At 45.1% G+C, this 15,835-nt stretch carries 16 protein-coding genes; 11 read left to right on the forward strand and 5 right to left on the reverse strand.

Translation table 11 applies throughout. From position 1 onward, the window contains the following. Positions 1–110 precede the first annotated feature (110 nt). The 5 genes from psbZ (at position 111) to QZW47_RS28380 (ending at position 5,790) form a co-directional block, all read left to right on the forward strand. Positions 111–302, forward strand: coding sequence for a photosystem II reaction center protein PsbZ (gene psbZ, locus QZW47_RS28360; RefSeq protein ID WP_293135220.1), 192 nt, complete (start codon positions 111–113; stop codon positions 300–302). Between the two features lie 210 nt (positions 303–512). Then, positions 513–1,100, forward strand: a complete 588-nt coding sequence (ribH, locus tag QZW47_RS28365) for a 6,7-dimethyl-8-ribityllumazine synthase (RefSeq protein WP_293135223.1) — start codon at positions 513–515, stop codon at positions 1,098–1,100. Between the two features lie 524 nt (positions 1,101–1,624). After that, on the forward strand, positions 1,625–2,947 hold the full coding sequence (gene rimO, locus QZW47_RS28370; protein ID WP_293135226.1) for a 30S ribosomal protein S12 methylthiotransferase RimO: 1,323 nt from the start codon (positions 1,625–1,627) through the stop codon (positions 2,945–2,947). A 986-nt stretch (positions 2,948–3,933) separates the two neighbouring features. Further along, a complete protein-coding gene (locus QZW47_RS28375) occupies positions 3,934–5,406 on the forward strand; it encodes a DEAD/DEAH box helicase (RefSeq protein ID WP_293135229.1) in 1,473 nt (490 codons plus the stop codon). Between the two features lie 162 nt (positions 5,407–5,568). Next, complete coding sequence (locus tag QZW47_RS28380) at positions 5,569–5,790, forward strand: hypothetical protein (RefSeq protein ID WP_293135232.1); 222 nt, start codon at positions 5,569–5,571, stop codon at positions 5,788–5,790. A 501-nt stretch (positions 5,791–6,291) separates the two neighbouring features. Here QZW47_RS28380 and QZW47_RS28385 read toward each other — a convergent pair. Together QZW47_RS28385 and QZW47_RS28390 are read right to left on the reverse strand one after the other, a co-directional pair. After that, positions 6,292–6,852, reverse strand: coding sequence for a hypothetical protein (locus QZW47_RS28385; protein ID WP_293135235.1), 561 nt, complete (start codon positions 6,850–6,852; stop codon positions 6,292–6,294). A 136-nt stretch (positions 6,853–6,988) separates the two neighbouring features. Continuing rightward, on the reverse strand, positions 6,989–7,156 hold the full coding sequence (locus tag QZW47_RS28390; RefSeq protein WP_293135238.1) for a hypothetical protein: 168 nt from the start codon (positions 7,154–7,156) through the stop codon (positions 6,989–6,991). A gap of 16 nt (positions 7,157–7,172) precedes the next feature. Here QZW47_RS28390 and QZW47_RS28395 point away from each other — a divergent pair, with 16 nt between their 5' ends. Next, positions 7,173–8,375 carry a Coenzyme F420 hydrogenase/dehydrogenase, beta subunit C-terminal domain gene (locus QZW47_RS28395; RefSeq protein WP_293135241.1) on the forward strand — a complete coding sequence of 401 codons (1,203 nt, stop codon included), beginning with the start codon at positions 7,173–7,175 and terminating at the stop codon, positions 8,373–8,375. A gap of 509 nt (positions 8,376–8,884) precedes the next feature. On the opposite strand, the gene QZW47_RS28400 is transcribed toward QZW47_RS28395, so the two are convergent. Together QZW47_RS28400 and QZW47_RS28405 are read right to left on the reverse strand one after the other, a co-directional pair. Continuing rightward, positions 8,885–9,256, reverse strand: coding sequence for a DUF2237 domain-containing protein (locus QZW47_RS28400; protein ID WP_293135244.1), 372 nt, complete (start codon positions 9,254–9,256; stop codon positions 8,885–8,887). A 53-nt stretch (positions 9,257–9,309) separates the two neighbouring features. Then, the gene (locus QZW47_RS28405; protein WP_293135247.1) at positions 9,310–9,771 is read right to left on the reverse strand and encodes a GNAT family N-acetyltransferase; all 462 of its coding nucleotides are present in this window, start codon (positions 9,769–9,771) and stop codon (positions 9,310–9,312) included. Between the two features lie 328 nt (positions 9,772–10,099). Between QZW47_RS28405 and QZW47_RS28410 the strand changes: the two genes are divergently transcribed. From QZW47_RS28410 to QZW47_RS28430, 5 genes are all read left to right on the forward strand, one after another. Continuing rightward, the gene (locus tag QZW47_RS28410; RefSeq protein ID WP_293135250.1) at positions 10,100–10,684 is read left to right on the forward strand and encodes a TetR/AcrR family transcriptional regulator; all 585 of its coding nucleotides are present in this window, start codon (positions 10,100–10,102) and stop codon (positions 10,682–10,684) included. 7 nt (positions 10,685–10,691) lie between these two features. Next, positions 10,692–12,194, forward strand: a complete 1,503-nt coding sequence (locus tag QZW47_RS28415) for an HlyD family efflux transporter periplasmic adaptor subunit (protein WP_293135253.1) — start codon at positions 10,692–10,694, stop codon at positions 12,192–12,194. Positions 12,195–12,207: 13 nt separating this feature from the next. After that, entirely contained in the window at positions 12,208–12,846 is a 639-nt protein-coding gene (locus QZW47_RS28420) for a Vat family streptogramin A O-acetyltransferase (RefSeq protein WP_293135256.1), read from the forward strand. 71 nt (positions 12,847–12,917) lie between these two features. Next, a complete protein-coding gene (gene devC / locus QZW47_RS28425) occupies positions 12,918–14,072 on the forward strand; it encodes an ABC transporter permease DevC (protein ID WP_293135259.1) in 1,155 nt (384 codons plus the stop codon). Positions 14,073–14,257: 185 nt separating this feature from the next. Next, a complete protein-coding gene (locus QZW47_RS28430) occupies positions 14,258–14,995 on the forward strand; it encodes a DevA family ABC transporter ATP-binding protein (protein ID WP_293135262.1) in 738 nt (245 codons plus the stop codon). Between the two features lie 136 nt (positions 14,996–15,131). On the opposite strand, the gene QZW47_RS28435 is transcribed toward QZW47_RS28430, so the two are convergent. Beyond that, positions 15,132–15,835 (reverse strand): methionine gamma-lyase family protein (locus tag QZW47_RS28435; RefSeq protein ID WP_293135266.1); only part of this gene is annotated, 704 nt, incomplete at its 5' end.

The raw sequence follows: 15,835 nt of genomic DNA on the forward strand, positions 1-15,835 counted from the left end.
GAAGTGAACCAGTTTTTGAGCGGGTCAAAAACTATTATAATCTGGAATGTTTATCCAGATTATCACAAACTATTTCTCAACAACGCACGGCTATATCGAAAGGAGAAAAAATGTTATCAATTCTGTTTCAAGTGGTTTTACTAGCTTTGGTACTGCTGTCTTTTGTGATGGTTGTTGGCGTCCCGGTTGCCTATGCCACTCCCCAAAACTGGAATCAGTCTAAAACACTGATTTATGCTGGTTCAGGTCTCTGGTTTTTGCTGGTTATTGCAGTGGGTGTCTTAAACTTTTTGGTGGTTTAATTTCGCCTCGTACTATTGAAGGAAGAAGGTAAAAGGTAGAAAGCTGAAGGCATTCATCAGCAATCTGAAGATATTCGGCATCCGGTAGAAGCTGAAGATTCCCCATGAAGCCAGAACTTGTCTGTTTTTGCGATCGAGATGTTTCGGCTTTCTAAATTTTGCCTTCTCGCCAACTAAAAAATTAAAATCTAAAATCTAAAGTAGAACATTATGGCAGTTTTCGAGGGAAGTTTTACTCAGACAGAATCTTTACGGTTTGCAATTGTGATCGGTCGTTTTAACGATTTGATTGTCAACAAACTTTTGGCAGGATGTGAAGATTGTTTGAAACGCCACGGGGTTGATATCAATCCTCATGGAAATCAAGTTGATTTTTATTGGGTTCCAGGATGTTTTGAGATTCCTTTGGTGGCCCGCAAAGCTGCTCTTTCTGGCCGCTACGATGCGGTAATCTGTCTGGGTGCGGTAATTCGGGGCCAAACTCCGCATTTCGATTTTGTAGCTGGTGAGGTTTCTAAAGGAATTGCTGCGGCTGCTTTTCAAACTGGTGTGCCGGTGATTTTTGGGGTGGTGACGACTGACACGATGCAGCAAGCTTTGGAAAGGGCCGGAATTAAGAGTAATTTGGGCTGGAATTATGCGATGAGTGCTCTGGAAATGGGCACTTTGATGCGTCAAGTTAATGGTTTGGGCGCAAACTCTTACGGACAATTGGCTGCTGCGTCTGCTACGCAGGTGCTTGCTGGTGACGCTAGTCGGGCGATCGCCCCTGATGTATCCTCGAATCAAATGGTGTAAGTTGGGCCAGAGGTTTCACCAGATACTGTGCGAGGCCGAGAAACCGGGTTTCTATGAGTTTAATCGCCAGCTACGAAAAATCTACGCAGAAACCCGGTTTCTGAGATACTGTGCGAGGCCGAGAAACCGGGTTTCTACGAGTTTAATCGCCAGTTACAAGAAATCTACGCAGAAACCCGGTTTCACCAGATGTGCGCGAGGCCGAGAAACCGGGTTTCTATGAGTTTTGCAACAAGTTACGAAAAATCTACGCAGAAACCCGGTTTCACCAGATGGTGCGCGAGGCCGAGAAACCGGGTTTCTACGAGTTTAATCGCCAGTTACGAGAAATCTACCGATAAACCCGGTTTCTGAGATACTGTGCGAGGCCGAGAAACCGGGTTTCTACGAGTTTAATCGCCAGTTACAAGAAATCTACCGAGAAACCCGGTTTCTGAGACAATAAGACCAAGACCTTGCCAACAGTCAACGTGTGTGATACCATAAAATGTTCTTAGAAATAGCGCAACACTAACTATTACTGCATGGCAACGAAGCCAACGATCGCATTTACGCACCTCGGCTGCGAAAAAAATCGCATTGATACCGAACACATGATTGGCTTGCTGGCTCAAGCGGGCTATGAAGTCGATTCTAATGAAGAATTAGCCGATTATGTTGTAGTCAATACTTGCAGTTTTATCCAAGCTGCGCGAGAAGAGTCAGTCCGCACTTTGGTAGAATTGGCAGAAGCTAATAAAAAAGTAGTCATTACCGGCTGCATGGCACAGCATTTTCAACAACAATTGCTGGACGAATTGCCCGAAGCAGTCGCAATTGTCGGCACGGGCGACTATCATAAAATTGTCGATGTGATGCAAAGGGTCGAAAAGGGCGATCGAGTTTCCCTCGTCTCTAGTGAACCTACTTACATCGCTGACGAAACTACTCCTCGCTATCGCACAACATCGGAAGGTGTCGCTTATCTGCGAATCGCAGAAGGCTGTGACTACCGTTGCGCTTTTTGCATTATCCCGCACTTGCGCGGAAATCAACGATCGCGCACGATCGAATCTATTGTGGCCGAAGCTAAGCAATTGGCGTCCGAAGGTGTCAAAGAAATTATCTTAATTTCTCAAATTACCACTAACTACGGCAAAGATATCTATGGTGAACCGAAATTAGCCGAACTACTTCGCGCTTTGGGTGAAGTAAATGTGCCTTGGATTCGGATGCACTACGCCTATCCTACAGGTTTGACTCCCCAAGTTGTCGCGGCAATCTGCGAAACGCCCAACGTTTTGCCTTATTTGGATTTACCCCTGCAACATTCGCACCCGGAAATTCTGCGGGCGATGAATCGACCTTTTCAAGCTGGGATTAATGATGCTATAGTCGATAGGCTCAAAGCAGCAATTCCCAACGCCGTGATGCGGACAACTTTTATAGTTGGCTTTCCGGGCGAAACCGACGAACACGCAGCACACTTGCTGGAATTTGTCAAGCGCCACGAATTCGATCACGTCGGAGTATTCGTATTTTCGCCCGAAGAAGGCACCCCAGCCTTCAGCTTGCCCCAGCAAATACCAGCAGAAATCATGGAAATGCGCCGCAATTCGGTAATGGCGGCACAACAACCTATATCATTGAAAAAGAATCAAGAGTCTGTCGGTCAGGTAGTTGATGTCCTGATAGAACAAGAACAGCCAGAGACAGGCGAGTTGATTGGTAGATCCGCCCGGTTTTCCCCAGAAGTAGATGGACTCGTCTATGTGACAGGAGAAGCACGCCTGGGATCGATCGTACCTGTGAAAATTACGAGTTCAGATGTCTACGACCTCTACGGTCAAGTAAATTTTGGATTTTAGATTTTGGATTTTAGATTGAAGAATTGACTTCACCGAAAAATGTGGGGGTGGAACTTTAGTCTAAAATTTGAGGATTGACCCTCATGAGTGTCCAAGGCTTGTATCCGTTTTTGGCCGGGGTCAAGTCAAGCGTGTTACTATAGCGATCGCCTGAGACCGTGTGGCGAAAAAAACCGGACACCAGCCACAAATAATTAGCTGATTCTGCAAGAAAAGTAACAATTAGTGCCAGATTGTGCAAAGATATGTAGAAAAGGGGCTTTAACAGTTGACAGTTGACAGTTGACAGTTGACAGCGAAGTTTTTAGGCAGGGGATTTAACCCCCTATGCTTTGGTAAACTTTTTTACCCCCTCTCTGGCAATCGACCCGCCCCGTCGGGGTGAGGTTATCTCTACAGAACGATCGGAGAATTTTAACGAATTTAATGTTTTGTTTCTGAATGTAAAGAGTTATGATGATAGCAAGCCAGAAATAAGCGGGGAGAATTTGAGATTGCTTCGCCGTCCGCCCTACACCACAACGGTATCCCGAAAGAGTGTTGAGATGGATAGGCGGTAACGGTCGCTGCACCCCCTGTTGAATCCCGCAGGCGACGGATTGCGGGATAGCGCCTGAACCAACAAAACTGTAACTACCATGCAGGTAGTAAAGTGGGGCTGGTCATGATCCTCACTATAAAAAGCCCGCGTAGGGAAAGCTTGCAAGTACCTCAAAGGAAGTCCAATGTACTATTTTAAGAATGTTGGAAGCCGATAACTCGATCGCTGGCGGTTGGTATCGGTGATGTCACAAAATCAAAGACGGCTGTCGAATCGGTAAATTTAGTCACCATCGACGGAGCTGCCCTATACTCGATTGCTATTTAAAAAGGTGCGCGCAGGCGCAGCACCGTACAGAACTCATAGATGAGTTCCTGCCCTAGAGCAGAAATCCGCATCCGAGTTGGGCGACTTAGAAGGCTAAGACTCGTTATTAGGAGCATTAATGAATTTATTGTTTGAAGGCTTGGGTCTTTCGGAAGAACTCGTTCTCCATCTGGAAACACTCGGCTTTACAGAACCTACTCCCATCCAAGTACAAGCAATTCCGCACCTGCTAGCAGGCCGCGACGTTGTAGGACAAGCCCAAACTGGAACGGGCAAAACAGCAGCATTCTCGTTGCCCATCTTGGAGCGGATTGATTTAGATGTAACTGCGGTACAAGCATTGGTACTGACGCCGACTCGCGAATTGGCGATGCAGGTAACTGAAGCTATCCGCGATTTGAGCGGGATCAGCAGCGACGGCCCGGTAAAAGTGGGTCGCTCCTTGCAAGTTCTGACGGTATACGGCGGTCAATCGATCGATCGCCAAATGCAGCGTTTGAAGCGCGGCGTTCACATCGTTGTCGGTACACCCGGACGCATCTTAGATATGCTCAGCCGCGGCAGCCTGAAACTAGACAAGGTACAGTGGCTAGTTTTGGACGAAGCTGACGAAATGCTGAGCATGGGCTTTATCCAAGATGTGGAAAAAATCTTGGATGCTGCACCAAAAGACCGTCAAACAGCATTTTTCTCGGCGACGATGGAAGCTTCCATTCGGAAATTGGTAGCGCGGCATTTGCGTAACCCAGTCAACGTCACCGTAGAACAGCCAAAAGCAACACCGAAGCGCATCAGCCAAGGCGTGTACATGATTCCCCGCGGCTGGTCGAAAGCAAGAGCTTTGCAGCCAATTCTAGAAATGGAAGACCCAGAATCTGCATTGATTTTTGTGCGGACGCGGCAGTCGGCGGCGGAACTTACCAGCCAACTGCAAGCAGCAGGCCACAGCGTTGATGAGTATCACGGTAATTTGAATCAGGCACAGCGGGAACGCTTGCTGCATCGGTTCCGTCAATGTCAAGTCCGCTGGGTAGTGGCGACTGATATTGCGGCACGAGGTTTGGACGTGGATCACTTGACTCACGTAATTAACTACGATTTGCCCGATAGCGTAGAAAGCTACGTTCACCGGATCGGACGCACGGGCCGCGCTGGCCGCGAAGGAACTGCGATCACGCTGATTCAACCAGTCGATCGTCGCAAATTGCGCTTGATTGAACGCCACGTGCGATCGAGCTTGACTGTACGAAACATTCCGACACGCGCGCAAATTGAAGCGCGTCAGTTGGAAAAGATGCAGGGTAAAGTTCGCGAAGCTTTGGCTGGCGAACGGATGGCATCTTTCTTACCTCTGGTGTCTCAGTTGTCCGAAGAGTACGACGCCCACGCGATCGCGGCTGCTGCTTTGCAAATGGCCTTCGATCAAAGCCGTCCGGCTTGGATGGGTGCTGATTACGCTCAACAAGAAGATCCCCCGATTGGTGGAGAAAACAGCGTCAAGCCAATCTTGATCAAGAAGCGGGCTAAGACTGGTGCCCCGACCAATTCTGTGGGTTCGAGCGTTCCTGCTCCCGTTCCTCAGAACAGCTAATTTGTAGGGTGCGCTTCGGCGCACTTTACTTTGGAATATGTGTAGAGATGCGAGATCGCGTCTCTACTTTGTTTTGTTGATCTCTCTCTTCTATTCCTCTGTGTACTCTGCGCTCTCTGCGGTTAAATCATCCAAAAACAACCGTAAACGATATAAATAAAGATGCAAGTTAGCGATCGGACAATTTCTGTCACTAATTCTACGCTGAGTACGTTAATTGAAGAATTGGGTACTGAGTGTCAAAATGTTATTACTTTAATCCATCAGCTTCAGTTACCTTGTTTGAGCGATCGACAAAAAGCTGAAATTATAGCAGAGTTTCTGAGTGCTGCAATTCACCTGAACGTGCATTGCGGAGAGGATTTTTCAGACACAAATTGCTGAGAAAATGGCAAAATTGTCGGATGATGATGAAGAGGATTAGGAGGATTTGGGCGATCGCACACCAGTATCTGTAGGGTGTGTCGCCCTCTGAAATCTCTAAACGCGAGCGAAAATCTAATAGCGACGCACCTTACACATTGAATGAACAGAACAAACCCAACAATTGTTATGTAGCAAGATTTTTCCTAAACGGTATTACTATGAAAATTCTCAGAAATAAGAAGGACTGAAGTCCTCACTACGAACCTGAAGTAAGAAGGACTGAAGTCCTCACTACGAACCTGAAGTAAGAAGGACTGAAGTCCTCACTACGAACCTGAAGTAAGAAGGACTGAAGTCCTCACTACAAACCTGAAGTAAGAAGGACTGAAGTCCTCACTACAAACCTGAAGTAAGAAGGACTGAAGTCCTCACTACGAACCTGAAGTAAGAAGGACTGAAGTCCTCACTACGAACCTGAAGTAAGAAGGACTGAAGTCCTCACTACAAACCTCTAATATTTTAGTTGAGCTGGGTGCCGACAATAATCTTTTGCACGCGATCGCCTTTAAGTTCAACAACCAAATTAGAAGCCTTTTGGTTGTTACTGTAAGTCCACTTAGTGATTCCTTTCTCGACAGATTGCGAACCGTAACTGTAAGTTTTAAGGACTTTTTGGCTCTTATCTCCTACCTTAATACTATTAAGTGTCGCGAACTTGGGATTTGTAGTAGAAATTAAATAAACTTTGCCTTCCCAAGCTGCTACTGTCAATTTCGAGTAGGTTAGAGTCCGAATCTTGCCGCCGATCGCCTTACTGCCCGGTTTAGTTTCGTCACGCTCCGGTTTGCCCAACTTGCGTTTCGCCTCTTCCACAGACATCCCCAAGCGCACCCCGCCAATCCCCAAGCGCGAATAGTCGATCGCCGCCGGCTTTTGTGTGGCGTTCAGCATTTTTTCTAGGGCGACAACAGTTTGATTCATACCAGCAACAGGGCGAACCAAAGCAGCAAATCCAAAGCTCGAAATCGCGATATTCAGCATGATGCCAGCGACGGCTGTTGTCACAAACAATCTTACCATTTTTCTATACCTTTATTTTGCAGTTTATTCCTGCAATACCCCGTTATATCCGGATCAATACTAATGATTGCGGGCGAATAAAATTCGCTCCTATACAGCCAAACTCCGCCTGCGAGGACTCAAGGAGTAAGGATATTTATCTCCCAAAATATAACATAGAGAAACTCGCTTTCAGCAGGGGGGCTAGCCCAGCGATCGCCCTAATTTTGGGTTTTCTGAATACCAACACCATTTTACGTTTAATTAGCGCAAATACTTCATCACCGGAATGGGTGTGATATCCTAACAAAAGCCGTTTTTCCATAAAATCCGCAATTTAGATGACCGCAACAGATTCGACTAAACACCAAAAATCTAAAGCCCTGAAACCGGGCAGCCGCCGCCCCGCGAAAGAACTTTGCAGCGAGTGCGGTTTGTGCGATACATATTACATCCATTATGTCAAGAAAGCTTGCGCTTTCTTAACTCAGCATATTGCAGAACTAGAAGAAGAGATTCACGGGCGATCGCGCAATCTCGACAATCCCGATGATTGGTACTTCGGCGTCAGTCAAAATATGATGGCTGCTAAGAAAAAAGAACCCATTGAGGGCGCTCAGTGGACGGGAATTGTCAGCTCAATCGCGATCGAAATGCTAGAAAAAGGCATTGTTGAAGGTGTTGTCTGCGTCCAAAATACTAAAGAAGACCGCTTTCAACCGATGCCAATAATTGCCAGAAACCGCGAAGAAATTCTCGCAGCAAAAGTCAACAAACCAACTCTATCTCCCAACCTTTCAGTATTGGAACAAATCGAAAAGTCGGGGATGAAGCGGCTGTTAGTGATTGGCGTCGGCTGTCAAATTCAAGCCTTGCGTACAGTCGAAAAAGAACTGGGTTTAGAAAAACTCTATGTTCTCGGAACTCCCTGTGTCGATAATGTCAGCCGCGCGGGCTTGCAGAAATTCCTAGATACGACTAGCCGTTCTCCTGAAACGGTGGTGTCTTACGAGTTTATGCAAGACTTCAACGTTCACTTCAAACACGAAGATGGTTCTACGGAAAAAGTGCCATTTTTCGGATTGAATACTAAGGAATTGAAAGATGTTTTTGCTCCTTCTTGTTTGAGCTGTTTTGATTATGTTAATTCCTTAGCAGATTTAGTTGTGGGCTACATGGGCGCACCTTTTGGCTGGCAGTGGATTGTGGTACGCAATGACACCGGGCAAGAGATGTTAGACTTGGTAACGGATCAGCTAAACACTCAGCCGGTGATGTCTCAGGGAAATAGAAAAGAGGCTGTTCAGCAAAGTATTCCGGCTTATGAAAAAGGTGTGACTTTGCCGATGTGGGCGGCGAAGTTGATGGGGGTTTTTATTGAGAGAATTGGGCCGAAGGGTTTGGAATATGCCCGTTTTTCGATTGATTCTCATTTCACTCGCAATTATTTGTATGTGAAGCGGAATTACCCGGAGAAGTTGGAGGCTCATGTGCCGGAATATGCTAAGCGGATTGTGGGACAATATAAGTTACCAGATGTGTAAACTTGTTGTAGGGCGAATCATATCGTATCCTGTCAATTACCATTAATAAAAAATGTTTGTAGTGAGGACTTTAGTCCTTTCTTGGATGCGGACTAAAGTCCTCACTACAAACATTTTTTATCGTTGTAGCTAATGACTAAATGACGCACCCTACGAGTCGGCGATCAAAATTTTGTAGGGTGCGTCAGTCAGATCAATTACCATTAATAAAAAATGTTTGTAGTGAGGACTTTAGTCCTTTCTTGGATGCGGACTAAAGTCCTCACTACAAACCAATTTTATCGTTGTAGCTAATGACTAAATGACGCACCCTACGAGTCGGCGATCAAAGTTTTGTAGGGTGCGTCAGTCAGAAGCTGTTGAATTATTGAACAAATAATGTTACTGACGCACCCTACGAGTCGGCGAGTCGGCGATCAAAGTTTTGTAGGGTGCGTCAGTCAGAAGCTGTTGAATTATTGAACAAATAATGTTACTGACGCACCCTACGAGTCGGCGATCGCACATTCCTACAAATCAGCAGCGTGTTCCTTCAATTCGTCCAAAGAAACGTATTCCAAAGTTAAGACATGAGTCGCCGACAAAACCACACGGGGCGCACATCCAGCATCCATTGCTTCCTTCCAGCGCGAAGCACACAAACACCAACAATCTCCTGGTTTCAAGCCCGGAAATTTAAAATCTGGAACGGGGGTACTCAAATCGTTTCCCATTCTTTTTGTGTACTTCAAAAACTCTTCTGTCACTTGCGCGCAAACGGTGTGAGCGCCCAAATCGCCGCCGCCCGTATTGCATTTACCGTCCCGATAATATCCTGTCATCGGTGATGTGCAGCAGGTTTCTAATTTTCCGCCCAGCACATTTGTCGCTTCCGTCACCATCGCAGTTCCTCCACACAACTCTGCATTCTAATTTTACACAAAAGATGGTTTGTTTATATATTTTTTCCCATTGCAAAGTTGATAAATTTTTGCCCTCTCCGTTCTACTTCTTGCTTCTTAATCACCATAAATCCCTGGGATTCAAAAAAAGATCGAGCTGTAATGCTGGCTTCGGTAAATAACTTTTTAAGTCCTAACTCTTGGGCTTTTGACTCAATTTGTGTTAAAATTAGCTTACCAATTCCTTGTCTTTGAAAGTCTTTGTGGCAGTAAAAGCGATCGATATGGCCGTTTGTTTCTAATTCTCCAAAACCTGCGATTGTATCCCCTTCTTCGGCGACAAAGGTACATTTATTGCTTAAACTTTGCATCCAAATTTGAATATCGGCCTCTGCTGGCGCCCAAGCCTCTACTTGGGCTGTGGTGTAATCGCGGATATTTACTTCGTGTACGGTGTCGTAGAAAAGTTTCACAATTTTTTCGGTGTCGCCGATTTCGTAGGTTCGGATTTTCATGAGATTTAATGTGCAGATTCCCACGATCGATTAGGGGCTTTTGTCTGGAGATTGATTGCCGGTATTTTATATTTTGGGCTAAATTTGCCCCGAAAAATCGAGTTTAAACATAATTTTACTGCACCCCTTGACAAGCTCTGCTAGTCTGTGCAACATTAATTATAACAACTGTTCGATATACCTAATTTTGGCAAGCTCAACCGCCAAAAGCTATTTTGTGTAGTGTTTTATACTATATCGGATGTTCGATATAGGAATATTTGGTCGATCGCCCTTAAATCTCGGATAACCTAGGATCTAGAGTCCACCATACCAGATCGATCGACCCATGCCAAAGATAGTTGACCGCGAATTGTACCGCAAAGAACTGCTGAACAAAAGTTTTGAACTCTTTGCCGAAAAAGGCTATTCCTCCGTAACAATGCGCGAAATTGCCTTGGGAATCGGAGTTTCTACAGGCACGCTTTACCACTATTTCCCGAGTAAAGAAAGTCTGTTCGAGCAGTTAATTGAATACTTGAGTTACGAAGATACCAAAGAAGAAGCCCTGGCAGAATTCGGAAATCCACCAACATTAGGAGAAAAAATCGATAAACTGATGGAATATCTCTGTAAAAAAGAGGATTATATGCTCAAGGATATGTTGATTACTTTTGATTTCTGTAAGCACAAAACCCGCAAAGAGATTGAGAATAATCAGGCACTTCAGCAAGCAGGAAAGCGTTATAAAGAAGCCGTTTTTTGCTACTTGGGTATCGCAGATCCAGCAGTGGCTGTATTTATTATCAACTATATTGATGGATTGGTAGCAAGAAGGTTCTATCAAGGTGAAAGTATATCTTTTTCAGAACAATCAACATTATTAAAAGAAATGCTGCTGGCTTATTTAGAAAAAAAACAAGGTCAAATTTAGGAGAAATATGAATTTTCAATTTTTCATTAAGCCTAAAAATAAATTGGTCATCGGATTGGTAATTGCTGGTGCTGCGATTAGTGTCGGTACAAGTCTTTACGGGATTTCTCAGTTTGGATCTTTAGCTAAAAATGCTGAACCTTTGCCCGTAGAAACGCCACCGCCCAGGAAAATCACGGCATTGGGAAGATTGGAACCGGTGGGCGAAGTGATACGGTTGGGCGTTTCGCAGGCGTTGGATGGCGATCGCGTGGCGAAGCTGTTAGTCAAAGAGGGCGATCGCGTCAAAGCGGGGCAGTCGATCGCGATTTTGGATGCGGGCGATCGGCTAAAATCTGCTTTAGACGAAGCCAAAGAAAAAGTCAAAGTTGCTGAAGCCAATTTAGCCAAGGTAAAAGCCGGGGCGAAGTCGGGAGAACTTGCAGCACAATCTGCCACAATTGGCAAGCTAAAGGCGGAATTTCAAGGAAATCAAGCGGCGCAACAAGCAACAGTCGATCGACTGCAAGCGCAGTGGGAAGGCGAAAAAACCGCACAGCAAGCAACCATCAATAGAATAACCGCACAATGGCAAGGCGAAAGGAAAGCGCAAACAGCAACAATCAGCAGAATAACTGCACAGTGGCAAGGAGAAAAAACAGGACAAACCGCCGCAATCAACAAATTAAAAGCCGAGTCGAATAATGCGGAAACCGAATATTTGCGGCACAAAGAACTTGTTGCCGAAGGCGCAATTTCTCAATCGGTAATGGACAGCAAACGACTGGCATTAGAAACAACTCGCCAGCAAGTTAAAGAATCCGAAGCCAATCTCAGCCGCATCAACAATACAGCCAAACAGCAGCTAGAAGAAGCCGAAGCAAATCTTGCCAGAATTAACAGTACAGCAATCCAGCAACTCAACGAAGCCGAAGCAAATCTTGCCCGCATTAACAGTACAGCCAAGCAGCAACTTAACGAAGCCGAAGCAAATCTCGATCGCATCAAAAATAGCGGCAGCGAACAACTGAAAGAAGCCCAAGCAACTCTTGACAAAATAGGCGAAGTACGCCCAGTAGATATCCAAGCAGCGCAAACCGAAATCAACAGCGCCATCGCCCAAGTCAAGCGCGCCCAAACCGAATTAAATCAAGCTTACATCCGCACTCCCAACCCCGGAAAGATTCTCAAAATTCATACCCGCGCCGGGGAAAAAATCAGCGATGACGGCATTGCAGACGTGGGAGAAACCCAGCAAATGGTAGTCGTCGCCGAAGTTTATCAAACTGACATCAGCAAAATTAAGCTGGGGCAAAAAGCAACCGTTACCAGCCAAGCCTTTGTAGGAGAATTGCCGGGAACAGTTCAAGAAATTGGGTTAAAAGTCAGCAAGCAAAACGTGTTTAGCAACCAGCCCGGAGAAAACTTGGACAGCCGAGTTGTGGAAGTAAAAATTCATCTGAATGCTGAAGCTAGCAAACAAGTTGCGGGATTGACAAATTTGCAGGTACAAGTAGCAATTAAAAATTAAGGAGATTGAGAAAATGGGAGAATTGGGGCCAGATCCAAACCTACCTTATCCGATGGCACACCAGCGCCGGGTTTGCTTTATCAAAAACTTTGTGAAATCGCCCAATATTATGGTAGGTGATTACTCTTACTATGACGATCCAATTGACCCGGAAAACTTCGAGAAAAACGTACTTTACAATTACGGGAGTGAAAAATTAATTATTGGTAAATTTTGTGCGATCGCCACCAACGTCAAATTTATCATGAACGGTGCCAACCACAAACTCGATGGCATTTCTACCTATCCATTCCCTGTCTTTGGCAACGGCTGGGAAACGGCAATTAATCTATTAATCGAACTGCCAAGTAAAGGCGATACCGTCATCGGTAATGATGTTTGGATCGGTTACGAATCGGTGATTATGCCGGGAGTTAAAATCGGTGACGGTGCGATTATCGCTGCTAAATCTGTTGTAGTAAAGGATGTTCCCGCTTATACCGTTGTTGGTGGAAATCCCGCAAGTGTAATCAAGCAGCGTTTCAACGATGCTGAGGTTGCACAACTGTTAGCAATTCGCTGGTGGGATTGGGAAATTGATAAAATTTCGCGCAACATTAACTTAATTATGCAATCTGATATTCCAGCGCTGAGTAATGCCGATCGGACTTAGCCACTCACCGACAAAGAAACCTACTTTAAAATTACCCATTACCCATTACCCATTACCCATTACCAAAAATTATGTTTCGCAAAACACCCCTTGCTTGGTTGCAAGTAACTAGAGAAAAAACTCGTCTTGCTGTAGCTATCGCCGGAATTGCCTTTGCAGATATTCTGATTTTTGTGCAACTGGGATTTCAAGAAGCACTCTTCGACTCTGCTGTTAAACCACACGAAAGTTTACAGACAGATTTAGTGTTAATCAATCCTCAATTTGAAACTTTTGCTGCGGTAAAACAGTTTAACAGAGAGCGACTTTACCAAGCGCAAGGAGTTGCAGGAGTTAAATCTGTAACTTCACTATATATTGGGATGGGACAGTGGCGAAATCCCACAAACCGGACTACGCGAGCAATTTTAATTTTTGGCATAGATCCGGGATCTATAACATTTAATTTGCCAGATGTCAATCAGAATTTGGCTCAGCTTCAAATGTTCAATAATGTGTTATTTGACCAAGCTTCTAGACCTGAGTATGGGGAGATTGCAAATATTTTTAACAAACAATCTACCCTCGAAACTGAACTAAACAAGCGCAATATTCAAGTGGGAGGAGTTTTCACTATGGGTACATCCTTCGTGGCGGATGGCAATGTAATCGCTAGCGATTCTACTTTCATGAACTTATTTCCTGAACGTAAACCGGATCAAATTGATGTGGGTTTAATTCAGTTGCAACCAGGGGCAGATATTCTGAAAGCTCAGTCTATGTTGAAAGGAATTTTGCCGGATGATGTCAAGGTTCTGACATTAGCGGAATTTGCAGAAATTGAAAAAGCTTATTGGGGAAATGCGACTCCGATCGGCTTTATTTTCGGATTTGGTACAATTATCGGATTCATTGTTGGTTTGATTATTGTTTACCAAATCCTTTATTCGGATGTTTCCGATCACTTGGCTGAGTACGCGACTTTAAAAGCAATGGGATATAGCGATCGCTATTTAGTAGGTGTCTTAGTTCAGGAAGCTTTACTATTAGCTGTTTTGGGTTTTATGCCGGGAATTGTTTTGGCTAACGGGCTGTATTCTTTGGCACAATCTGCTACTTTGCTGCCAATTGCGATGACGGCAAGTCGAGCGACTACTGTTTTGGGTTTGACGATTGTGATGTGTACTGGTTCTGGGGCGCTTGCTTTGCGGAAATTGCGATCGGCAGATCCAGCAGATATTTTCTAGAATTCAAAAAAAGCCTGCCTCACACCCAAAATTAGGTTCGTAGTGAGGACTTTAGTCCGCATCCAAGAGAGGACTTAAATCCCCACTACAAACCTCATTGCTCGGGTTTGTAATGAGGACTTTAGTCCGCAGAAAAGAAAGGACTGAAGTCCTCACTACAAACATAAAAAAAAAAACAAATTACTATGCAAACCCTAAATTATTCCGCCAATTTCGACGAAACTATCACAAATCTACCTGTAATCTCAGTCAAAAATCTCAACCATTATTTCGGTAAAGGTAGCCTGAAAAAACAAGCTTTATTTGACATTAATCTGGATATCAATTCTGGGGAAATAGTAATTATGACGGGGCCTTCGGGTTCTGGAAAAACAACTTTATTGACGATGTTAGGAGGCTTGCGTTCGGCTCAAGAAGGGAGTCTCAAAATTTTGGGGGAAGAAATACGTGGCGCTAGTAAGAATCAGTTAACTAAGTTGAGAAAGCAAATTGGTTATATTTTTCAAGCGCATAACTTGATGACGTTTTTGACGGCTAAGCAAAATGTGCGGATGTCTTTGGAGCTACACAAGGAAATGTTAAATCAGAATATGGATGCTTTGTCAATATCTATGTTGGAAGCTGTGGGTTTGACCGATCGCGTTAATTATTACCCAGAAAATCTATCGGGAGGACAAAAACAAAGGGTGGCGATCGCCCGGGCGTTAGTCAGCCGCCCTAAAATAGTGTTAGCCGATGAACCTACGGCGGCTTTAGACAAACAATCCGGGCGAGATGTGGTGGAAATCATGCAGAAACTAGCAAAGGAACAAGGCTGTACGATTTTGCTAGTGACGCACGATAACCGGATTCTCGATATTGCCGATCGCATTATCTACATGGAAGACGGGCGTTTAGTCACAAATTTAGCCGATCGACCTTAATTGACATATTCACTAGACAAGATTGCAAAAGTCCTTTTTATCAAATTTTGGGACGGGCTCTCCGGCCCATCCCACAACAAAAGACAATATTGTGGGACGGGCCGGAGAGCCCGTCCTAATTATTTTTGTAAAATGTTCATGACTTAGCTGGGCCCACAGCCTCGATCGCAGCTTCTAGGGCGATCGAAACATGAGTCCAATGAGTTCCCCCTTGACAAAAAGCCACATATGGTTCTCTCAGAGGCCCATCCGCGGAAAACTCCGACGTACTCCCATCAATAAAAGTACCCCCAGCCATCACCAACTGACTCTCATACCCCGGCATCGGGGCCGGTACGGGGTCTAAATAGGAGCCTACGGGGGAATTTTGCTGCACCGCCCGACAAAAAGCAATTAACTTATCAGGCGAACCAAATTCGATCGCCTGAATCACATCGCGTCTTTTCGCCAAAGGAATCGGATTCACCCGATAACCCAACTTATAAAAAACATAAGCCGTCAAATGATTGCCCTTCATCGCCTCGCCCACAAACCCGGGGGCGAGGAACAAACCCTGAAACAGCAAGCGATTCAAATCAAAAGTAGCGCCCCCGCTGCTGCCGATTCCCGGCGCCGTCAAGCGACAAGTTGCCTGCGACACCAAATCGGCACGGCCAGCCACGTAACCACCCGCAGGGACGATCGTACCCCCGGGATTTTTGATCAAAGAACCAGCCATCAGATCTGCACCCACAGCAGTAGGTTCGCAATCATCAACAAACTCGCCGTAACAATTATCAACAAAGCAAATTGTGTTAGGATTCTGATGTTTGACTAGATCGACGATTTTTTTAATCTCAG

It is taken from the genome of Microcoleus sp. bin38.metabat.b11b12b14.051 (assembly GCF_013299165.1).
In the GTDB taxonomy this organism is placed as follows: Bacteria; Cyanobacteriota; Cyanobacteriia; order Cyanobacteriales; family Microcoleaceae; genus Microcoleus.